General features: G+C 68.6%; 29 protein-coding genes. All 29 read left to right on the forward strand.

What is annotated here, in order from left to right; all coding sequences use genetic code 11:
- The first annotated feature begins 16 nt into the window (after positions 1 to 16).
- Positions 17 to 1,069 (forward strand): type IV pilus assembly protein PilM, encoded by a 1,053-nt coding sequence (gene pilM, locus DEJ23_RS07705; protein WP_111239692.1) that lies wholly within the window; start codon positions 17 to 19, stop codon positions 1,067 to 1,069.
- Positions 1,066 to 1,782: a hypothetical protein gene (locus tag DEJ23_RS07710; protein ID WP_111239693.1), complete on the forward strand. Its 717-nt coding sequence runs from the start codon at positions 1,066 to 1,068 to the stop codon at positions 1,780 to 1,782. The genes pilM and DEJ23_RS07710 overlap by 4 nt, the downstream gene beginning before the upstream one ends.
- Positions 1,779 to 2,480, forward strand: a complete 702-nt coding sequence (locus DEJ23_RS07715; protein WP_111239694.1) for a hypothetical protein — start codon at positions 1,779 to 1,781, stop codon at positions 2,478 to 2,480. Before DEJ23_RS07710 ends, DEJ23_RS07715 begins: the two co-directional genes overlap by 4 nt.
- A gap of 172 nt (positions 2,481 to 2,652) precedes the next feature.
- Positions 2,653 to 3,246, forward strand: a complete 594-nt coding sequence (locus tag DEJ23_RS07720; protein ID WP_111239695.1) for a hypothetical protein — start codon at positions 2,653 to 2,655, stop codon at positions 3,244 to 3,246.
- 42 nt (positions 3,247 to 3,288) lie between these two features.
- On the forward strand, positions 3,289 to 3,747 hold the full coding sequence (locus DEJ23_RS07725; protein WP_111239696.1) for a DUF6121 family protein: 459 nt from the start codon (positions 3,289 to 3,291) through the stop codon (positions 3,745 to 3,747).
- Positions 3,748 to 3,813: 66 nt separating this feature from the next.
- A complete protein-coding gene (locus DEJ23_RS07730) occupies positions 3,814 to 4,947 on the forward strand; it encodes a hypothetical protein (RefSeq protein ID WP_146240225.1) in 1,134 nt (377 codons plus the stop codon).
- Positions 4,948 to 5,339: 392 nt separating this feature from the next.
- Entirely contained in the window at positions 5,340 to 5,708 is a 369-nt protein-coding gene (rpsL, locus tag DEJ23_RS07735) for a 30S ribosomal protein S12 (protein WP_058728453.1), read from the forward strand.
- A gap of 5 nt (positions 5,709 to 5,713) precedes the next feature.
- Entirely contained in the window at positions 5,714 to 6,184 is a 471-nt protein-coding gene (gene rpsG, locus DEJ23_RS07740) for a 30S ribosomal protein S7 (protein ID WP_058728452.1), read from the forward strand.
- 87 nt (positions 6,185 to 6,271) lie between these two features.
- Positions 6,272 to 8,386 carry an elongation factor G gene (gene fusA, locus DEJ23_RS07745; protein ID WP_111239698.1) on the forward strand — a complete coding sequence of 705 codons (2,115 nt, stop codon included), beginning with the start codon at positions 6,272 to 6,274 and terminating at the stop codon, positions 8,384 to 8,386.
- Between the two features lie 137 nt (positions 8,387 to 8,523).
- Complete coding sequence (gene tuf / locus DEJ23_RS07750; RefSeq protein ID WP_111239699.1) at positions 8,524 to 9,711, forward strand: elongation factor Tu; 1,188 nt, start codon at positions 8,524 to 8,526, stop codon at positions 9,709 to 9,711.
- A 154-nt stretch (positions 9,712 to 9,865) separates the two neighbouring features.
- Positions 9,866 to 10,843: a DNA topoisomerase IB gene (locus DEJ23_RS07755; protein ID WP_111239700.1), complete on the forward strand. Its 978-nt coding sequence runs from the start codon at positions 9,866 to 9,868 to the stop codon at positions 10,841 to 10,843.
- 81 nt (positions 10,844 to 10,924) lie between these two features.
- Entirely contained in the window at positions 10,925 to 11,740 is an 816-nt protein-coding gene (locus DEJ23_RS07760; RefSeq protein WP_111239701.1) for a DarT ssDNA thymidine ADP-ribosyltransferase family protein, read from the forward strand.
- Positions 11,741 to 12,279: 539 nt separating this feature from the next.
- Positions 12,280 to 12,588 (forward strand): 30S ribosomal protein S10, encoded by a 309-nt coding sequence (gene rpsJ / locus DEJ23_RS07765; RefSeq protein ID WP_022903286.1) that lies wholly within the window; start codon positions 12,280 to 12,282, stop codon positions 12,586 to 12,588.
- 12 nt (positions 12,589 to 12,600) lie between these two features.
- Positions 12,601 to 13,254 carry a 50S ribosomal protein L3 gene (rplC, locus tag DEJ23_RS07770; RefSeq protein WP_111239702.1) on the forward strand — a complete coding sequence of 218 codons (654 nt, stop codon included), beginning with the start codon at positions 12,601 to 12,603 and terminating at the stop codon, positions 13,252 to 13,254.
- 2 nt (positions 13,255 to 13,256) lie between these two features.
- A complete protein-coding gene (gene rplD / locus DEJ23_RS07775; protein WP_111239703.1) occupies positions 13,257 to 13,916 on the forward strand; it encodes a 50S ribosomal protein L4 in 660 nt (219 codons plus the stop codon).
- Positions 13,913 to 14,212 carry a 50S ribosomal protein L23 gene (gene rplW, locus DEJ23_RS07780; protein WP_022903283.1) on the forward strand — a complete coding sequence of 100 codons (300 nt, stop codon included), beginning with the start codon at positions 13,913 to 13,915 and terminating at the stop codon, positions 14,210 to 14,212. The genes rplD and rplW overlap by 4 nt, the downstream gene beginning before the upstream one ends.
- Positions 14,213 to 14,230: 18 nt before the next feature.
- Positions 14,231 to 15,070 carry a 50S ribosomal protein L2 gene (rplB, locus tag DEJ23_RS07785; RefSeq protein ID WP_058728264.1) on the forward strand — a complete coding sequence of 280 codons (840 nt, stop codon included), beginning with the start codon at positions 14,231 to 14,233 and terminating at the stop codon, positions 15,068 to 15,070.
- Between the two features lie 11 nt (positions 15,071 to 15,081).
- On the forward strand, positions 15,082 to 15,363 hold the full coding sequence (gene rpsS / locus DEJ23_RS07790; RefSeq protein WP_017885529.1) for a 30S ribosomal protein S19: 282 nt from the start codon (positions 15,082 to 15,084) through the stop codon (positions 15,361 to 15,363).
- A gap of 25 nt (positions 15,364 to 15,388) precedes the next feature.
- Positions 15,389 to 15,781 carry a 50S ribosomal protein L22 gene (gene rplV, locus DEJ23_RS07795; RefSeq protein ID WP_111239704.1) on the forward strand — a complete coding sequence of 131 codons (393 nt, stop codon included), beginning with the start codon at positions 15,389 to 15,391 and terminating at the stop codon, positions 15,779 to 15,781.
- Positions 15,781 to 16,578, forward strand: coding sequence for a 30S ribosomal protein S3 (gene rpsC, locus DEJ23_RS07800; RefSeq protein ID WP_111239705.1), 798 nt, complete (start codon positions 15,781 to 15,783; stop codon positions 16,576 to 16,578). The genes rplV and rpsC overlap by 1 nt, the downstream gene beginning before the upstream one ends.
- 2 nt (positions 16,579 to 16,580) lie before the next feature.
- Positions 16,581 to 17,000, forward strand: a complete 420-nt coding sequence (gene rplP, locus DEJ23_RS07805) for a 50S ribosomal protein L16 (RefSeq protein ID WP_022906346.1) — start codon at positions 16,581 to 16,583, stop codon at positions 16,998 to 17,000.
- The gene (gene rpmC / locus DEJ23_RS07810; protein WP_111239706.1) at positions 17,000 to 17,317 is read left to right on the forward strand and encodes a 50S ribosomal protein L29; all 318 of its coding nucleotides are present in this window, start codon (positions 17,000 to 17,002) and stop codon (positions 17,315 to 17,317) included. Before rplP ends, rpmC begins: the two co-directional genes overlap by 1 nt.
- Positions 17,317 to 17,601: a 30S ribosomal protein S17 gene (rpsQ, locus tag DEJ23_RS07815; RefSeq protein WP_058728266.1), complete on the forward strand. Its 285-nt coding sequence runs from the start codon at positions 17,317 to 17,319 to the stop codon at positions 17,599 to 17,601. The genes rpmC and rpsQ overlap by 1 nt, the downstream gene beginning before the upstream one ends.
- A gap of 31 nt (positions 17,602 to 17,632) precedes the next feature.
- Positions 17,633 to 18,001, forward strand: coding sequence for a 50S ribosomal protein L14 (gene rplN, locus DEJ23_RS07820; RefSeq protein ID WP_017885523.1), 369 nt, complete (start codon positions 17,633 to 17,635; stop codon positions 17,999 to 18,001).
- A 3-nt stretch (positions 18,002 to 18,004) separates the two neighbouring features.
- Entirely contained in the window at positions 18,005 to 18,364 is a 360-nt protein-coding gene (rplX, locus tag DEJ23_RS07825) for a 50S ribosomal protein L24 (RefSeq protein WP_111239707.1), read from the forward strand.
- On the forward strand, positions 18,364 to 18,954 hold the full coding sequence (rplE, locus tag DEJ23_RS07830; RefSeq protein WP_111239708.1) for a 50S ribosomal protein L5: 591 nt from the start codon (positions 18,364 to 18,366) through the stop codon (positions 18,952 to 18,954). The genes rplX and rplE overlap by 1 nt, the downstream gene beginning before the upstream one ends.
- Before the next feature lie 153 nt (positions 18,955 to 19,107).
- Positions 19,108 to 19,506 (forward strand): 30S ribosomal protein S8, encoded by a 399-nt coding sequence (gene rpsH / locus DEJ23_RS07835; protein ID WP_058725384.1) that lies wholly within the window; start codon positions 19,108 to 19,110, stop codon positions 19,504 to 19,506.
- Positions 19,507 to 19,512: 6 nt separating this feature from the next.
- Positions 19,513 to 20,049: a 50S ribosomal protein L6 gene (gene rplF, locus DEJ23_RS07840; protein ID WP_111239709.1), complete on the forward strand. Its 537-nt coding sequence runs from the start codon at positions 19,513 to 19,515 to the stop codon at positions 20,047 to 20,049.
- 2 nt (positions 20,050 to 20,051) lie between these two features.
- Positions 20,052 to 20,423, forward strand: coding sequence for a 50S ribosomal protein L18 (gene rplR / locus DEJ23_RS07845; protein WP_058725386.1), 372 nt, complete (start codon positions 20,052 to 20,054; stop codon positions 20,421 to 20,423).

Below are 20,423 nucleotides of genomic sequence, written 5' to 3' on the forward strand. Positions count from 1 at the left end.
CAACGAAAGCAGCACCATGGGAAAGAGCATCGTCGGCGTCGACATCGCCGCGTCGTCGATCCGCGCGGTCGAGGTCGCTGACGCCCACCGCGGTCGGCCGATCGTCATGCGCGTGGCCGAGGTCCCGACGCCCGAGGGCGCGGTGAGCCGCGGCGAGGTCCTCGAACCGAACACCGTGGGTGCCGCACTGCGCCAGCTCTGGTCCGTCGGGCGGTTCCGATCCCGCGACGTCGTCCTCGGCATGGGGAACCAGCGGGTCCTGTCCCGTGACCTGACGGTCCCGCACGCCCCGCTCGCGCAGATCAGGGAGAGCCTGCCCTTCCAGGTGCAGGACATGCTCCCCGTCCCCGTGGTCGACGCGATCCTCGACTTCTACCCCGTCAGCGAGGGTGTCGACGAGACCGGGCCGGTGATCCGCGGCCTGCTCGTCGCCGCGATCAAGGACGCCGTCCTCGCCAACGTGCGCTCCGTACGGCTCGCCGCGCTCAACCCGGTGGGGGTGGACCTCATCCCGTTCGCGCTCACCCGGGTGCTCGCCCCCGCGGACGCGCAGCAGGGGACCATCGCCATCATCCAGGTCGGCGCAGACACCACGAGCGTGGTCATCGCGACCGACGGCGTGCCGCAGTTCGTGCGCATCATCCCGTCCGGCGGGGACGACATCACCCGCTCGCTCGCCGGACGCCTGGACATCCCCTTCGCGCAGGCGGAGGCCGTCAAGCGCCACTTCGGCATCGGCCCCGGGGCCAGGACACCGGACGACGCACGCGCCGTCGCGGCGGTGTTCGACACCGTGAACGAACTCGTCACGAGTCTCCGGAACACCATCAACTACTACGTGAACACCCGTCCGGAGGAGACCGTCTCGGGCATCTCGCTCGTCGGCGGTGGCGCGCGCCTCATCGGCTTCCGCGAGGCCCTCGCCGACACGACGCACCTGCCGGTCACGACGCCGTCCGCGTTCCGTGACGCGGGCTTCGGCCGCGCCGTGCGCGAGGAGGACATCCTCGCCCACGGCGACTCGGTCGCCGTCGCCTACGGACTCGCGGTGGGGAGCAAGGCAGCATGACCAGCACCCAGGAACGATCGAGCACGGCACCGGCCCGCCGGAACCGCAGCGACCGCCGTTCCGGCACGGAGTCGATCGCGGGTCGCGCACCCCGTGTCGACCTGTTGCCGGCGGAGGTCTACGTCGAGCGTCGCCAGCGGGCGGCCACCCGTCGTGCATGGCTCGGCGTCGTCGTGGCCGGAGCGGCCGTGGTGCTCGCGACGGTCGGCGCCGTGGCGCACCAGATGGCCACGGCTGCGTCGCTGACCGCGGCGCAGGCGGAGACCACCACCCTCCTCTCGCAGCAACAGCGGTACGCGGACCTCCGGGCGACGGAGCGCGACACCGAACTCCTCGAGTCGGCCCGGGAAGTGGGCGGATCCACGGAGGTGGACTGGGACGCCACGCTCGGTGGCATCAGGAACGTCCTGCCGGCCGATCTCTCGATCAGTGGCATGACCATCGCATCGGCGAACGTGACCGAACCCTTCGGACAGGCCGCAGACGCGGGCGGCGCACCTCGGGCGGCGACGCTCACCCTCACGGCGAAGTCGACGACCATCCCGTCCGTCCCTGACTGGACGACCCGCTTGTCCGGGCTGACGGGCTACCTGGACTCGTCCATCTCCTCGATCTCCTACGACGAGGACCGGGCCGAGTACACGTCCGTGATCGCCCTCGAGCTCGACGCACGCGCCTACGACGGCAAGTACGGCAAGGACACCGAACGATGACGAAGCACCGTCTCTCCCTCGTGATCGCACTCGTCGTCTGCGCCGCCGTCCTGGCAGGCGGCTGGTTCCTCGGCGTGCAGCCGCAGCTCGCCGCGGCCGCGGCGAACCAGACGCAGCAGGCGACCATCGACGCGACGAACGACAAGAACCGAGCCGAGCTGACGCGGCTCGCGAAGGCGTTCTCCGGACTCGGCGAGACGAAGGCAGAGCTGGACCGCCTCCGCGCCTCGGTGCCGTCGACGGTCGACACCGAGTCCTTCGTCCGCGAGATCGACGCGGATGCGACCGCAGCGTCGGTGCAGGTGACGAACGTCACCATCGGCGACGCCGTTCCCTACGCCCCGGCCGCCGATTCCGCGGCCGAACCGGACGCGAGCTCGAACGGGACGTCCGCCGCGTCCGCGGCACCGCCCACCGCGGACTCGGAGGTGCCCTCAGCGCAAGCGGCGACCGACCCGGCGATCACCGGTTCGAACTTCTCGCTCGTCCCCGTCACCGTCGCGGTCAAGGGGTCCTACGACCAGGCGCTCGCGTTCACGAAGGCGATGCAGTCGGGCGCCCGGCTCTTCCTCGTCACGGGCATCGCCGCCGCCAGCGAGGACGACGGCGCGACCCCCATGCAGTCGCAGTCATGGTCGCTCTCGGGGTCGATCTACGTGCTCGCCGACCCGTCCGCGGCCCCCGCCCCAACCGGCTGAACCCAGCGCGCACGAGACCCCCGCGAAGTGGGTGCGCCACGCCACGCCGCGCCCACTTCCGCGACACACGTCGGTCTGCGTACGATGCTCCCGACGCCGCACTCGCGGCTGCTCACCCCCTCTCGGACGGTCGCCTCAGGACGGCCGTTCCTCGTCGTGCCCGGAGTCGCGCGTGTTGGTCGGAATCGTGGAGTTCCTCGGCTGGTTCGGAGCCGTAACCGTTCTTGCAGGTTACCTGCTGTTCTCACTGGGCAAGATCCCGAACGGACCGCTCTACCAGCTCCTCAACCTCGTCGGGGGGCTCTCCGTCGCGATCAACGTCGCCGCGCACCACGCGATCCCGTCCACCATCGTGAACGGCGTCTGGGCGATCGTGGCGGTCGTCGTGCTCGTCAGGATGGCGCGCACCCGGAGGGCCACGAGGGGCCGCGTCGTCGAGGTCCCCGCTTCGGTGGCGCTGCACGCCGAGCCGCCGGCGACGACCGCGGTCCTGCCGATCGTCGGCCCCGCCCTGCGCGACCACGAGGCGGAGGCGACCGACCCCGACCAGGCCGAGCCGCGCCTCCCGGCCGACGCTGCCGCGGCCAGCAGTGCCGTCCCCGCCGCGCCCAGCAGCGCCGCCCCCGCCGCCCCGCTCACGGAGTCCATCCCCGTCATCACGGCGACCATCGCGCTCGCACTGGTCGCCGCCGCCCAGGAGCAGGCCGACCAGGCGTCCTCCGAGCAGGACCGGGTGCAGCGGGACCAGGTCCCGACCGTGCAGTAGCCGGACCGCGCCGTCCCGCCCTGCCGGCGGTACGATCGCTCCATGTCCCGGTGGCTGATCGCGACGATGACGTCCGTGCTCTTCATCGCGCTCGTCATCGCGGTGACGGGTTTCGAAGCCCTGCTCGCCGACGTCGAGGCCATCGCGCAGCCCGACGCGAGCCCCTACCTCGGCCCCGCGATGGTCGTCGGCGCCGGGGTGGTCGTGTTCCTCGCGACCGCGTCCGGTGTCCGTGAGGGCAACCCCGGTGTCACCGCCCTCGTCGCCGCGGCGGGCACCTACCTGGTGATGCTCGGGGTCGGTTCCGTCGGGTACGCCCTGACGCGTGGCGACGGCACGGAGCTGCTCGTCTTCCCCGCCGGCGCGGCGCTGAGCCCCTTCGTCGTCGGGTCCGTCGTCGTCGCGCTGCTCTGCGTCGTCGGCGGCATCTCGGCCGCGCGTCACCAGGCTCGTGCGCAGCCCACGCCGACCGCCGCGGCCCCGGAGCGCGAGCACCCCTGAACCCGGCCCCGCACCGCCTGACGGCGGTACGATCGCGGAGCAGGCACGAGGCACGACGGGGGACGCATGAACGACCAGCAGCCGGACGGGTGGGCAGCGGCCCCGCACGTCGACACGCTCCGCGGCACGCAGGAGGCACCGGCGCCGGTGGGCGGACCCGCGCCCGGTTGGCAGCGTCGACGGATGCGCCGCGGTGCGGTCCTCGGCATCATCGCCGGTGGCACGGCCGTGGTCCTGCTCGCGGTGACCGGGGTCGTCGGCTACGCCGTCCAGTCCGCCTCGCACTCGGCCGACCGGCCCGTGCGCGCGTTCCTCGACGACCTGACCTCTGGTCGTGTCGACGACGCACTCGACGCGGCGGGGATCGACCACGACGACGACGACGTCCTCCTCACCGACGCCGCGTACGCGGAGGCGTCCGGCCGCGTGACGGGCTACCGCATCGTGGCCACGCGGACCGACGGCGACACCGCCACGGTGCGCGCCTCCCTGCGGCAGGGCGGCCGTGACGTCGCGACGACGTTCACCCTGGACCGCACCGACTCCGACTGGGGCGTCTTCCCGGTCTGGGAGCTCGAGGCGCCGACGCTCGGTCAGGTCGAGCTGTCGGTGCGCGGTCCCGCGGGGACGCCCGTCGAGGTCGCCGGCCAGCGGGTGACGACCGGGCGCGACGGCACCGCGCGCCTCGACGCCCTCCCCGGCACGTACGACGTCTCCGTCGACGGGGGCAAGTGGTACTCGGCCGAGGGCGGATCGGCTCGCGTGGCAGGCTTCGGCGGGACCGGCTCCGTCCCGGTCGCCATGACGACGACGCTGACGTCCGCGGGGGAGCGGGCGGCGCAGCAGGCGGTCGACCGCTGGGTCGACGCCTGCATCGCGTCGACGGACGCGGCGCCCTCGGGCTGCAGCTTCTACGCGTACGGCGAGGACCCGGCCTACACCTACTCGAACCAGGAGTGGACGCTCGAGCAGCGACCGCAGGTCGCGGTCGGCGGGTGGCTGTCGCGCGGTTGGACCGTGTCGACGACGACCTTCGGTCGCGCCACCTTCACCGCGGACATCTCCGGCCCCGACGGCGTGGGCACCGCGACGGCCGGGCCGATGAACGTCAACGTCGCCGGGTACGTGTCGGGCTTCACCGACGCCGGCGCCACGTTCGAGTCCGCCATCGGGAACGGTGCGTCGGACACGGGTTCCTGACCCGCGTCGCGTCGGTCGCGCGGGGCGACGTCGGCCGGGAGGCGCGACCCACCCCCGTCGGGTCCGTGCCGTCGACAGGTGGTCGGCGCCCACACGACACCGCCCCTCGGGGCCGGACCCGGTCCAGCGCGACCGCGTTCGCCCAGGGCGCTCACCGGGGCTCCGAGCGCGACGCGCCCGGATTGATTTCGCTGTGTGACGCGGGTAGTCTCTACCGGGTGTGCGCCCTCGGGCGCGCCCGAAATCCCGGGTCACCCTCGTCGCCCTGACGGGTCCGTGCCGGGATCATCCATCCCACGACCTCCCCTCCGCCGTCAGGCGGTGATCAGCGTGGGATGAGGAAGCCGACGGAAGGCGTCGGCCAGAGCACGAGCGAAGAACCAGGAGAACAGTTGCCTACCATCCAGCAGCTCGTTCGCAAGGGTCGCACGCCCAAGGTCGTCAAGACCAAGGCGCCGGCACTGAAGGCGAACCCCCAGCAGCGTGGTGTCTGCACCCGCGTCTACACCACCACCCCCAAGAAGCCGAACTCGGCCCTGCGCAAGGTCGCTCGTGTGAAGCTCTCGAACGGCACCGAGGTCACGGCCTACATCCCCGGTGAGGGCCACAACCTGCAGGAGCACTCGATGGTGCTCGTCCGCGGCGGTCGTGTGAAGGACCTCCCCGGTGTGCGCTACAAGATCATCCGCGGTGCCCTGGACACCCAGGCCGTCAAGAACCGTAAGCAGGCCCGCAGCCGCTACGGCGCGAAGAAGGGTTGAGATAGATGCCTCGTAAGGGTCCCGCCCCGAAGCGTCCCGTCGTCGCCGACCCGGTGTACGGCGCGCCGATCGTCTCGCAGCTCGTCAACAAGATCCTCCTGGACGGCAAGAAGGGCCTCGCCGAGCGCATCGTCTACGATGCACTCGAGGGTGTCTCCGCCAAGAACCAGCAGGACGCCGTCGCGACGCTGAAGAAGGCGCTCGACAACGTCCGTCCGACCCTCGAGGTCCGCAGCCGCCGCGTCGGTGGCTCGACCTACCAGGTCCCGGTCGAGGTCAAGCCGCACCGCGCGAACACCCTCGCGCTCCGCTGGCTCACCTCGTACGCCAAGGCCCGTCGCGAGAAGACGATGACCGAGCGTCTCATGAACGAGATCCTCGACGCGTCGAACGGTCTCGGTGCCGCGGTCAAGCGCCGCGAGGACACGCACAAGATGGCCGAGTCGAACAAGGCCTTCGCCCACTACCGCTGGTAGTCCCGGCTGCGGGCGGGTGCCGGTCGTCATGAACGACCGGTGCCCGCCCGGCCGCCAACCTCTCCTACAACTCTTCCGGAGGAACCTGTGGCACAGGACGTGCTCACCGACCTGAACAAGGTCCGCAACATCGGCATCATGGCGCACATCGATGCCGGCAAGACCACGACGACCGAGCGCATCCTGTTCTACACGGGCATCACGCACAAGATCGGTGAGGTCCACGACGGCGCTGCCACGATGGACTGGATGGCGCAGGAGCAGGAGCGCGGCATCACGATCACGTCGGCCGCGACGACCTGCTTCTGGGACAACAACCAGATCAACATCATCGACACCCCCGGTCACGTGGACTTCACGGTCGAGGTGGAGCGTTCGCTCCGCGTCCTCGACGGTGCCGTCGCCGTCTTCGACGGTAAGGAGGGCGTCGAGCCCCAGTCCGAGACCGTGTGGCGTCAGGCGGACAAGTACAACGTCCCGCGCATCTGCTTCGTCAACAAGATGGACAAGCTCGGTGCGGACTTCTACTTCACCGTCGACACGATCATCAACCGCCTCGGTGCGGAGCCGCTCGTGCTCCAGCTCCCGATCGGTGCCGAGAACGACTTCATCGGTGTCGTCGACCTGATCGAGATGCACGCCAAGGTCTGGCCCGGCGACGCCAAGGGTGACGTGACCATGGGCGCCCAGTACGAGGTCCAGGAGATCCCGGCGGACCTCCAGGACCGTGCCGAGGAGTACCGCGCCAAGCTCGTCGAGCGTGTCGCGGAGTCCGACGACGCCCTGCTCGAGAAGTTCTTCGACGGCCAGGAGCTCACGAACGACGAGATCCGCGCGGGCATCCGCAAGCTCACCATCGCGTCCGAGGTCTACCCGGTCCTCTGCGGCTCGGCGTTCAAGAACCGCGGTGTCCAGCCGATGCTCGACGCCGTCATCTCGTACCTCCCGTCCCCGCTCGACGTCCCGCCGATGATCGGCCACGACGTCAAGGACGAGGAGAAGGAGATCATCCGCAAGCCCGACGCCACCGAGCCGTTCTCGGCCCTGGCGTTCAAGGTCGCGGTGCACCCGTTCTTCGGTCGTCTGACCTACGTCCGCGTGTACTCCGGCTCGATCGAGTCCGGTGCCCAGGTCATCAACTCGACCAAGGGCAAGAAGGAGCGCATCGGCAAGATCTTCCAGATGCACTCCAACAAGGAGAACCCGGTCGACAACGTGACCGCGGGCCACATCTACGCGGTGATCGGCCTCAAGGACACCACCACCGGCGACACGCTCTGCGACCCGAACGACCAGGTCGTCCTCGAGTCGATGACGTTCCCGGAGCCGGTGATCGAGGTCGCCATCGAGCCGAACACGAAGGCCGACCAGGAGAAGCTCTCCACGGCCATCCAGAAGCTCGCCGAAGAGGACCCGACGTTCCGCGTCGAGCTCAACGCCGAGACCGGCCAGACCACCATCAAGGGCATGGGCGAGCTCCACCTCGACATCCTGGTCGACCGCATGAAGCGGGAGTTCAAGGTCGAGGCGTCGGTCGGCAAGCCGCAGGTGGCCTACCGCGAGACCCTGACCAAGCCGGTCGAGCGCTACGACTACACCCACAAGAAGCAGACCGGTGGTTCCGGTCAGTTCGCGAAGGTGCAGATCGCGCTCGAGCCGATGGAGGTCACGGCCGAGAAGGTCTACGAGTTCGAGAACGCCGTCACCGGTGGTCGCGTCCCGCGCGAGTACATCCCGTCGGTCGACGCCGGTATCCAGGACGCGATGCAGGTCGGCATCCTCGCCGGCTACCCGACCGTCGGTGTGAAGGCCATCCTCAAGGACGGCCAGTCGCACGACGTCGACTCGTCCGAGATGGCGTTCAAGATCGCCGGTTCGATGGCGTACAAGGAGGCTGCCCGCAAGGCCGGCCCCGTCATCCTCGAGCCGATCATGGCCGTCGAGGTCCGTACTCCCGAGGAGTACATGGGCGACGTCATCGGTGACCTGAACTCCCGTCGTGGCCAGATCGCCTCGATGGAGGACGCTTCGGGCGTCAAGGTGGTCCGCGCGAGCGTGCCGCTGTCCGAGATGTTCGGCTACGTCGGTGACCTTCGTTCGAAGACCTCCGGTCGTGCCGTCTACTCCATGACCTTCGAGACCTACGCACAGGTCCCGAAGAAGGTCGAAGAGGAGATCATCGAGAAGGGCAAGGGGAACTGACGCTCTGAGCGTCTTCTCCACAGGCGAGGGTGCCCGGCGACGGGCCCCTCGCCACCAAGTAAAGTAAGACACACACCCTGCACGCCAACGGTTGCAGAACCGGGGGCATGCTCTCCGAGTCCTGAGGAGGACCCACAGTGGCCAAGGCCAAGTTCGAGCGGACCAAGCCGCACGTCAACATCGGAACCATCGGTCACGTCGACCACGGCAAGACCACGCTCACGGCGGCGATCACCAAGGTTCTGCACGACCAGTACCCGGACCTCAACGAGGCCCGTGACTTCGCGCAGATCGACAGCGCTCCCGAGGAGCGCGACCGCGGTATCACGATCAACATCTCGCACGTCGAGTACCAGACCGACAAGCGCCACTACGCGCACGTCGACGCCCCGGGTCACGCTGACTACGTCAAGAACATGATCACCGGTGCGGCCCAGATGGACGGCGCGATCCTCGTGGTCGCCGCCACCGACGGCCCGATGCCCCAGACGCGTGAGCACGTGCTGCTCGCCCGCCAGGTCGGCGTCCCCTACATCGTCGTCGCGCTGAACAAGTCCGACATGGTGGACGACGAGGAGATCCTGGAGCTCGTCGAGCTCGAGGTCCGTGAGCTCCTCGGCTCGCAGGAGTTCGACGAGGACGCCCCCGTCGTGCAGGTCTCGGCGCTCAAGGCGCTCGAGGGCGACGAGAAGTGGGTCAAGTCCGTCCAGGACCTGATGTCCGCCGTCGACGAGAACGTCCCGGACCCGGTGCGCGCCACCGACCAGCCGTTCCTCATGCCGATCGAGGACGTCTTCACGATCACCGGTCGTGGCACCGTCGTCACCGGTCGTGTCGAGCGTGGCACGCTCGACCTGAACTCCGAGGTCGAGATCGTCGGCATCCGCCCGACGCAGAAGACCACGGTCACGGGCATCGAGATGTTCCGCAAGCTGCTGGACAAGGCCGAGGCCGGTGACAACACCGGTCTGCTCATCCGCGGTCTCAAGCGCGAGGACGTCGAGCGCGGCCAGGTCGTCGTGAAGCCGGGTTCGGTCACGCCGCACACCGAGTTCAAGGCGAACGCCTACATCCTGACCAAGGACGAAGGCGGCCGTCACAACCCGTTCTACGCGAACTACCGTCCGCAGTTCTACTTCCGCACCACGGACGTCACCGGCGTCATCACCCTGCCCGAGGGCACCGAGATGGTCATGCCGGGCGACACCGTCGCCATGTCGGTCGAGCTCATCCAGCCGATCGCCATGGAGGCCGGCCTCCGCTTCGCCATCCGTGAGGGTGGTCGTACGGTCGGCGCCGGTACGGTCGAGGAGATCATCAAGTAGTCCCGGTCTTCCGGAAGACACTGCGGAAGCGGGGTCGGGCCTTCGGGTCCGGCCCCGCTTCGTCGTTCCCGGCGGGGTCCGCGGAGTCTCCGGCAGGCGCACCGGAGACGCCGTTCGGGACCGATCACAGGCGGGACAGGGCACGATCGTCAGGGTGACTCGTCTCCGTCGTTCCAGGACCAACGGTCGTGGCTACCACCGTGTCCGCAGCGGGAAGGGCTTCTCGTTCCGTGACCCGGACGGGCAGACCGTGACGGACAAGGCCGTCCGCCAGCGGCTCGAGGAGCTGGTCATCCCTCCGGCGTGGGACGACGTGTGGATCTCGCCGTACGACAACGGCCACATCCTGGCGACGGGCATCGACGGTGCCGGGCGTCGGCAGTACATGTACCACCCGGGCTGGCGCGAGCGGATGGACCGCATCAAGTACGACCGGGCCCTCGCCCTCGCCGAGTCGTTGCCGTCCGCGCGGCGCATGGTGACGCAGGACCTCCGTCGGCCCGAGCCGGACCGCCGCCGAGCCCTCGCCGCGGCCTTCCGGATGCTCGACCAGGGATCGCTCCGGGTCGGCTCCGAGCGCTACGCCACCGAGCACGGCAGCAGGGGGCTCTCGACGCTGCTCTGCGCGCACGCGCACGTCTCCGGCGACGACATCGAGCTCGACTTCCCGGGCAAGAGCGGGCAGGAGTGGTCGTCCACGATCCACGACCACGACCTGGCGCGCGTGATCGCCGGGATGAAGCGGCGTGGACCGAACGCGCGGCTGCTCTCCTTCCGGGCGGAGCGGGGCGCCGAGTGGGAGCCGCTCGCCGCCGAGGACATCAACGAGTACGTCAAGGAGCGCGCGGGCGACGAGTTCACCGCGAAGGACTTCCGGACCCTGCACGGCACCGTGGCGGCGGCGGTGGACCTGGCGAAGACCGGGCCCCAGTCGTCGCAGGCGAAGCGGAAGAAGGCGGTGTCGCACGCCGTGAAGGCCGCGAGCGAGGAGCTCGGCAACACCCCGACGGTGTGCCGGCAGAGCTACATCGACCCGCGACTGCTCGACGCCTACGACCACGGTGAGACGATCGATCCGGACCGACTGCACGCGGCGGAGTCCGAGGTACGCGCCCTGCTCTACCGGCAGTGACCCGGGGGTGCGGGAGATGACGTACGGTTGGACACCGTGCCCGACCACCCCCACCCGGGCACGGAAGGACCCCTCCCAGTCGTGACCGACGAGTGCATCCACGGTTTCCCCACCGAGCTCTGCGACATCTGCTCCCCCCGTCAGGCAGAACTGCCTGCGGCCCCCTCCACGCCGACGCCCCGTCGGACCCGCATCACCACCGACCTGCGCTCCACCCCCGCCCCGACGAGGGGTTCCTCGTCCCTGCGGACCCCGGCAGCGCCCGAGCTGCCCGAACCCCGCGTCTTCGCCTCGCTGCGGGCCCACCACGCCACCCACGTCGACAACCTGGCATCGATCGTCGCCGAGGGCGCGATCCTCGCCGCCGACACGGCCACGCCGACCGTCGACGTCAGCTCGGCCGAGACCCGTGCGGCGCGCGCCGAGGCCCCTGCTCCCGACGGTGGTCCGGTCTCCGGGCACGTCGCCTTCACGCTGTCGCCGGACGCGACGCGTTGGGACGAACTGCGCCGGGGCGCCGAGGGCCCGCGCTGGTCCGACGCGGCCCGCCGGACCCGCGCCACCGAGTACGTCGTGCTCGTCGTCCCCGTGTCGGCGTTCGGGGCGTCGGTCATCGTCGCCGACCAGGACGCCGAAGCCGACGACGTGCGCTTCGCCGTCGGCCCCGAGGCCGCGACGAACCTCATCCGGCGAACGGACTTCACCGACCCCGAGATGCACGGCCTCGAGCTGCTCGCCGGGCCCCGCGTGCCGTTCTCGTCCGTGGCCGTCATCGGTGTCGCGAACGACCGCGTTCGCCAGCAGGTCAAGGCGCTCCTCGCCGAGCACCGCGGGCACGCTCCGCGCGTGGCGGTGTTCCCGCCCTGGTTCGTCCCGCCCGTGGTCGACGCCGAGTAGCGGCACGACGCACCGACGGCGCACCCTCCCGACCACGTCGGGAGGGTGCGCTGCGTCGTGGGGCGATCCGGGCCTCCCGACCGGCGGATGCCCGTGGTTCCGGGGGAGCGGGCCGTCCCCGACACGCCCGCGATCCGCGACACGCCCGGGTTGCACGGATCCCGTGCCTATGCGAGACTTGTCCGGTTCCGAATTCCGCGGGCGTTCGCGCGCGCAGGATCACTGCTCTGGCAGTGCACAACCCCTCCGTCCAGCGGAGCTGGGTTGGGCCGCAGGCAGCAGAACACGATCGAATCCCCACGAAGCGCGACGAGCAGCGCTGTGTCGAGAGACACGGCTGTGCCCGGAGGGCGGGGAAGCGACATGCCCACGCTGGACGGCCCCGGTCGCCCTGCGCGGTTGACAGGAGAACAGCGGTCATCCCCCAGCGGATGCGGCCGGTTGGTTCAGGAAAACAGCCAAGCCCTGCAGGAATGCACGGTGACGGCGGCGTCAGGCGGCCCGGAAGGGTGCGCGGCGCAGAGAGGACAGAGAGACACATGGCGGGACAGAAGATCCGCATCCGGCTCAAGTCGTACGACCACGAGGTCATCGACACGTCGGCCCGGAAGATCGTCGACACGGTGACCCGTGCCGGTGCGACCGTGGTCGGCCCGGTGCCGCTCCCCACCGAGAAGAACGTGGTCACCGTGATCCGTTCGCCCCACAAGTACAAGGACTCGCGCGAGCACTTCGAGAAGCGCACGCACAAGCGGGTCATCGACATCGTCGACCCGACGCCGAAGGCCGTCGACTCGCTCATGCGACTCGACCTCCCGGCCGACGTCAACATCGAGATCAAGCTGTAAGGGGGCTGACCAATGGCGAACTCAACCAAGACCGTCAAGGGCCTCCTCGGCAAGAAGCTCGGGATGACCCAGGTGTGGGACGAGAACAACAAGTTCATCCCCGTCACCGTGATCGAGGTCGGCCCGAACGTGGTCACCCAGATCCGCAACGTCGAGCGCGACGGCTACGAGGCGATCCAGATCGCCGCCGGTGCCATCGACCCGCGCAAGGTCAACAAGCCGGCCGCCGGCCACTTCGAGGCTGCCGGTGTGACCCCGCGTCGCACCCTCACCGAGATCCGCACCAACGACGCCGCTGAGTACACGCTCGGCCAGGAGCTCACCGTCGACACGTTCGAGGCGGGCCAGAAGGTCGACGTCGTCGGCACGTCGAAGGGCAAGGGCTTCGCCGGTGTCATGAAGCGCCACGGCTTCGCCGGTGTGTCCGCTTCGCACGGTGCGCACCGCAACCACCGCAAGCCCGGCTCGATCGGTGCTTCGTCGACCCCGTCGCGTGTCTTCAAGGGCATGCGCATGGCCGGTCGTATGGGTGGCGAGCGCGTGACCGTCCTCAACCTCACGGTGCACGCCGTCGACGCCGAGAAGGGTCTGCTGCTCGTCAAGGGCGCCGTCCCCGGTGCTCGCGGTCGCTCCGTCTTCGTCCGCACCGCCGTGAAGGGTAAGTGATCATGGCCACCACGACCGCCAACACGATCGACGTCCTCGACGCGACGGGAGCCGTCGCCGGCAGCATCGAGCTGCCCGCGGAGCTCTTCGACGTCGAGACCAACGTCCCGCTGATCCACCAGGTCGTCACCGCGCAGCTCGCCGCCGCGCGTCAGGGCACCCACAAGACCAAGAACCGCGGCGAGGTCCGCGGTGCCGGTCGCAAGCCGTTCAAGCAGAAGGGCACCGGCCGCTCCCGTCAGGGTTCGGTCCGCGCTCCGGAGCACACCGGCGGTGGCGTCGTCCACGGACCGACCCCGCGCGACTACTCGCAGCGCACCCCGAAGAAGATGATCGCCGCTGCGCTGCTCGGCTCGCTCTCGGACCGCGCCCGCGGTGGCCGCATCGCCGCCGTCGAGTCCTTCGTCCCGGCTGAACTGCCGTCGACCAAGACCGCTCGCACGCTCATCGAGAAGGTCGCGCCCGTCAAGAACGTGCTCGTCGTGCTCGAGTCGGACGACGAGCTCACGCTCAAGTCGGTCCGCAACCTGCCGAACGTCCACGCGCTCTCGTACGGCCAGCTCAACGCCTACGACGTGCTCAAGGCCGACGCCCTCGTCTTCAGCAAGAGCGCACTCGACGCCTTCATCGCGTCGAAGACCGCGAAGGAGATCTCCGCATGAGCGGCTTCAACAAGGACCCGCGCGACATCATCATCTCGCCGGTCGTCTCGGAGAAGAGCTACGGCCTGATCGACCAGGGCAAGTACACGTTCATCGTGGACCCCCGTTCGAACAAGACCGAGATCAAGCTCGCCATCGAGAAGATCTTCGACGTCAAGGTCGCGAGCATCAACACGCTGAACCGTCCGGGCAAGACCCGTCGCACGCGTTTCGGCATGGGCAAGCGCAAGGACACCAAGCGCGCCATCGTGACGCTCAAGTCCGGTTCGATCGACATCTTCACGGCTGTCGGCTGAGGACCAGAGGGATAAATCATGGCTATTCGTAACTACAAGCCGACGACCCCCGGTCGTCGCGGCTCGTCGGTCGCCGACTTCGCTGAGATCACCCGTTCGACGCCGGAGAAGTCGCTGCTTCGTCCGCTGCCGAAGACCGGTGGCCGCAACAGCTCGGGCCGCATCACCACCCGCCACATCGGTGGTGGCCACAAGCGCCAGTACCGCGTGATCGACTTCCGTCGTCACGACAAGGACGGCGTGGACGCCAAGGTCGCACACATCGAGTACGACCCGAACCGCACCGCGCGCATCGCGCTCCTGCACTACGTCGACGGCACGAAGCGCTACATCATCGCGCCGAACAAGCTCAAGCAGGGCGACGTCATCGAGCAGGGCCCCGGCGCCGACATCAAGCCCGGCAACAACCTGCCGCTGCGCAACATCCCCGTGGGTACGGTCATCCACGCGATCGAGCTCCGCCCCGGTGGCGGCGCGAAGATGGCGCGTTCGGCCGGTGCCTCGGTGCGTCTCGTCGCCAAGGACGGCCCCTACGCGCAGCTCCGTCTGCCGTCGGGCGAGGTCCGCAACGTCGACGCCCGCTGCCGCGCCACGATCGGCGAGGTCGGCAACGCCGAGCAGTCCAACATCAACTGGGGCAAGGCCGGCCGCATGCGCTGGAAGGGCGTCCGCCCGACCGTGCGTGGTGTCGCGATGAACCCGGTCGACCACCCGCACGGTGGTGGTGAGGGCAAGACGTCCGGTGGTCGTCACCCGGTCAGCCCCTGGGGCCAGGCCGAGGGTCGTACGCGCAAGCCGAACAAGCCGAGCGACAAGCTCATCGTCCGTCGCCGTAACGCCGGCAAGAAGCGCAAGTAGGAGTTCCGAAGATGCCACGCAGTCTGAAGAAGGGCCCCTTCGTCGACGAGCACCTGCTCCGCAAGGTCGTCACGCAGAACGAGGCCAACACCAAGAACGTGATCCGCACGTGGTCGCGTCGTTCGATGATCGTGCCGAACATGCTCGGCCACACGATCGCCGTGCACGACGGCCGCAAGCACATCCCGGTGTTCGTCACCGAGTCGATGGTCGGTCACAAGCTCGGCGAGTTCGCGCCGACCCGCACCTTCCGTGGTCACGTGAAGGACGACAAGAAGGGCCGTCGCCGCTAAGGCGGGGACGAAGAGGAGGAACGAAATGGTGGAGTCGATCGCACGCGTGCGACACATCCGCGTCACGCCTCAGAAGGCCCGTCGCGTCATCGAGCTGATCCGCGGCAAGCAGGCCCACGAGGCCCTCGCCATCCTGAAGTTCGCCCCCCAGGCCGCTTCGGAGCCCGTGTACAAGCTGGTCGCCTCGGCGATCGCCAACGCACGTGTCAAGGCGGACTCGACGAACAGCTTCCTCGACGAGCGCGACCTCTACGTGAGCCGCGTCTTCGTCGACGAGGGCACGACCCTGAAGCGGTTCCAGCCGCGCGCCCAGGGCCGGGCCTTCCGCATCAACAAGCGCACCAGCCACATCACGGTCGTCCTCGCGACGCCGGACGAGGTCGAGGCTGCCGCGACGAGCAAGAAGGCGAGCAAGTAATGGGCCAGAAGGTCAACCCGTACGGCTTCCGTCTCGGGATCACGACGGACCACGTCTCGCACTGGTTCACCGACAGCACGAAGCAGGGTCAGCGTTACGCCGACTACGTGGCCGAGGACATCAAGGTGCGCGAGTACCTGAAGAAGACCCTCGACCGCGCCGGCGTCGCCCGCATCGAGCTCGAGCGCACCCGTGACCGCGTCCGCGTGGACATCCACACCGCGCGTCCGGGCATCGTCATCGGTCGCCGTGGCGCCGAGGCGGAGCGCGTCCGTGGCGAGCTCGAGAAGCTCACCAAGAAGCAGATCCAGCTCAACATCCTCGAGGTGAAGAACCCCGAGACCGAGGCCCAGCTCGTCGCGCAGGGCATCGCCGAGCAGCTCTCCGCCCGTGTCGCGTTCCGTCGCGCCATGCGCAAGGGCCTGCAGGGTGCACAGCGCGCCGGCGCCAAGGGTGTCCGGATCCAGGTGTCGGGCCGTCTCGGCGGCGCCGAGATGTCGCGCTCGGAGTTCTACCGCGAGGGCCGCGTGCCCCTGCACACGCTCCGCGCGAACATCGACTACGGCTTCTACGAGGCTCGCACCACCTTCGGCCGCATCGGCGTGAAGGTCTGGATCTACAAGGGCGACATCACGAACAAGGAGCTCGCTCGCGAGCAGGCGAACCAGCGTTCGTCGCGCCCGGAGCGTCGTGGCGGCCCCCGTGGCGAGCGCGGCGACCGTCGTGGCGGCGACCGTGGCGGCCGTCAGCAGCAGGCCCCGCAGGACGCGCCGGCCGGCGCAGGAGTTGAGGCGTAACCATGCTTATTCCCCGTCGAGTCAAGCACCGCAAGCAGCACCACCCGAAGCGTTCGGGCCAGGCCACCGGTGGCACCAAGGTGTCGTTCGGTGACTACGGCATCCAGGCGCTGACCCCCGCCTACGTGACCAACCGTCAGATCGAGTCCGCTCGTATCGCCATGACGCGTCACATCAAGCGTGGCGGCAAGGTGTGGATCAACATCTACCCGGACCGTCCGCTCACCAAGAAGCCGGCTGAGACCCGCATGGGTTCCGGTAAGGGCTCGCCCGAGTGGTGGGTCGCCAACGTCAAGCCGGGTCGTGTGCTCTTCGAGCTCTCCGGCGTCAACGAGGACATCGCCCGCGAGGCGCTGACCCGTGCAATCCACAAGCTGCCCCTCAAGGCACGCATCATCAAGCGCGAGGAGGGCGACGCGTAATGGCGATCGGTTCCAAGGAGCTCCGTCCCACGGAGCTCGACACGTTCGAGAACGAGCGTCTCGCTGACGAGCTGAAGAAGGCCAAGGAGGAACTCTTCAACCTCCGCTTCCAGTCGGCCACCGGCCAGCTGGAGAGCCACGGTCGTCTCCGTGCCGTCAAGCGCGACATCGCACGCATCTACACCGTCCTCCGCGAGCGCGAGCTCGGCATCCGTGCCACGCCCGCGCCCGTCGAGACCGCCACCAAGGCCAAGAAGACGAAGAAGGCTGACAAGCCGGCCGAGTCGACCGAGGCCGAGACCGCCGAGGAGAACTGATGGCGAACGAAGAGAAGAACTCCGCCGCCTCGACCCGCGGCTACCGCAAGACGCGTCGCGGCTACGTGACGAGCGACAAGATGGACAAGACCATCGTGGTCGAGGTCGAGGACCGCGTGAAGCACGCGCTCTACGGCAAGATCATCCGCCGCACGTCCAAGGTGAAGGCCCACGACGAGCTCGGCACCGCTGGTGTCGGCGACCTCGTCGTGATCAGCGAGACCCGTCCCCTCAGCGCCTCCAAGCGCTGGCGCCTGGTCGAGATCCTCGAGAAGGCCAAGTAGGCCCCGGCCTGCTTCGGAATAGGAGACAGCAGTGATTCAGCAGGAATCCCGCCTGAAGGTCGCCGACAACACGGGTGCCAAGGAGATCTTGACCATCCGCGTGCTCGGTGGCTCGGGTCGTCGCTACGCCGGTCTCGGTGACGTCATCGTCGCCACGGTGAAGGACGCCATCCCCGGCGGCAACGTGAAGAAGGGTGACGTCGTCAAGGCCGTCATCGTTCGCACCAAGAAGGAGACCCGTCGTCAGGACGGCTCCTACATCAAGTTCGACGAGAACGCGGCAGTGATCCTCAAGGCCGACGGCGACCCGCGCGGCACGCGCATCTTCGGTCCGGTCGGTCGTGAGCTCCGTGACAAGAAGTTCATGAAGATCATCTCGCTCGCGCCGGAGGTGCTGTAAGCCATGGCGAACATCAAGAAGGGTGACCTCGTCGAGGTCATCACGGGCGCCACGCAGGAGCGTGGCGGCGACCGCGGCAAGCAGGGCAAGGTCATCGAGGTGCTCCCGGAACAGGAGCGCGTCGTCGTCGAGGGCGTGAACTTCGTCACGAAGCACGTCCGCGTCGGGCAGACCCAGCGTGGTTCGAAGACGGGTGGCATCGAGCAGCACGAGGCTCCGATCCACGTGTCGAACGTCGCGATCGTCGACCCGAAGACCAAGAAGCCGACCCGCGTCGGTTTCCGTACCGAAGAGGTGGAGAAGGACGGCGTGAAGAAGACCGTCCGCGTCCGCTACGCCAAGAAGTCGGGTGAGAAGCTCTGATGACCGACACGACTGCCACGCCGGCGACCAAGGTCGAGCCGCGCCTCAAGCAGAAGTACAAGAACGAGATCAAGGCTGCCCTCACCGAGCAGTTCGGGTACGCGAACGTCAACCAGGTCCCCGGCCTGGTGAAGGTCGTCGTGAACACCGGCGTCGGCGAGGCGGCTCGCGACTCGAAGATCATCGAGGGGGCCATCAAGGACCTCACGGCGATCACGGGTCAGAAGCCCCAGGTCACCAAGGCCCGCAAGTCCATCGCGCAGTTCAAGCTGCGTGAGGGCCAGGCCATCGGTGCGCACGTCACCCTCCGCGGTGACCGTGCCTGGGAGTTCATCGACCGGCTCGTGACCCTCGCACTGCCCCGCATCCGCGACTTCCGCGGCCTGAGCGACAAGCAGTTCGACGGCAACGGCAACTACACCTTCGGTCTCACGGAGCAGTCCGTGTTCCACGAGATCGACCAGGACCGCATCGACCGCGTGCGTGGCTTCGACATCACCGTCGTGACCACCGCGAAGACGGACGACGAGGGCCGCGCGCTGCTCCGCCAGCTCGGCTTCCCGTTCCGTTCGGCCGACCAGACGGTCTAAGATAGTCCGGGCGTTGCGGGCCGGAGGATTCACGTCCTCCGGCCCGCACGCACGAACACACCGACTCCGGGGAACCGCCCCGGGGTCACCCGATCGCTCAGGTCGGCATTCGTGGAACGGGTGTCGAAACCAGGCGAAGAATGGACGACCATCATGACGATGACCGATCCGGTCGCAGACATGCTGACCAGATTGCGGAACGCGAACTCGGCGCACCACGACGCCGTCTCGCTCCCCAGCTCCAAGCTGAAGAAGAACATCGCCGAGATCCTCAAGCGCGAGGGCTACATCAGCGAGTGGAAGATCGAGGACGCCCGCGTCGGGCAGACCCTCACGATCGACCTGAAGTACGGCCCCGAGCGCGAGCGTTCGATCGCCGGCATCAAGCGCGTCTCGAAGCCCGGTCTCCGGGTCTACGCGAAGTCGACGGAGATCCCCCAGGTCCTCGGTGGCCTCGGCGTGGCGATCCTCTCGACCTCGTCGGGACTGCTCACCGACCGTGAAGCCGAGCAGAAGGGCGTGGGTGGGGAAGTCCTCGCCTACGTGTGGTGACCGACAATGTCTCGTATCGGACGTCTTCCCATCGACATCCCCGCAGGCGTGACCGTCTCCGTTGACGGCCAGATCGTCGCGGTCAAGGGCCCGAAGGGCGAGCTCGCGCTCGTCGTCGCCGAGCCCATCCAGGCCAAGGTCGAGGAGAACCAGGTCCTCGTCACCCGCCCGGACGACGAGCGTGAGTCCCGTGCCCTGCACGGCCTGACCCGCACCCTTATCGCGAACAACATCGTCGGCGTGACCCAGGGCTACTCCAAGGGCCTCGAGGTCGTCGGCACCGGTTACCGCGTGCAGGCCAAGGGCAGCAACGTCGAGTTCGCGCTCGGCTACTCCCACCCCATCACGGTCGAGCCGCCGGCGGGCATCAGCTTCGCCGTCGAGGGCAACAACAAGCTCACCGTGTCGGGCATCGACAAGCAGGCCGTCGGCGAGGTGGCTGCCAACATCCGCAAGCTGCGCAAGCCCGAGCCCTACAAGGGCAAGGGTGTCCGCTACGCAGGCGAGGTCGTGCGCCGCAAGGCCGGAAAGTCAGGTAAGTGATCATGGCTCTCGGTATCCGAGGAAAGAGCAAGTCGGCCGCCAAGGCGCGTCGTCACAACCGTCTCCGCAAGAAGATCACCGGCACCGAGGCGCGTCCGCGTCTCGCTGTCACCCGGTCGTCGCGTCACGTGTTCGTCCAGGTCATCGACGACGCGAAGGGCCACACCCTGGCCAGCGCCTCGACGATGGAGGCCGACCTCCGTTCGTTCGACGGCGACAAGACGGCCAAGGCCCGTCGCGTCGGCGAGCTCCTCGCCGAGCGTGCGAAGGCCGCCGGCGTCGAGGCCGTGGTCTTCGACCGCGGTGGTAGCAAGTACGCCGGTCGCGTCGCCGCGATCGCCGATGGTGCCCGTGAAGGAGGGCTGAACCTGTGA

This window comes from Curtobacterium sp. MCSS17_008, assembly GCF_003234185.1.
Lineage (GTDB): Bacteria > Actinomycetota > Actinomycetes > Actinomycetales > Microbacteriaceae > Curtobacterium.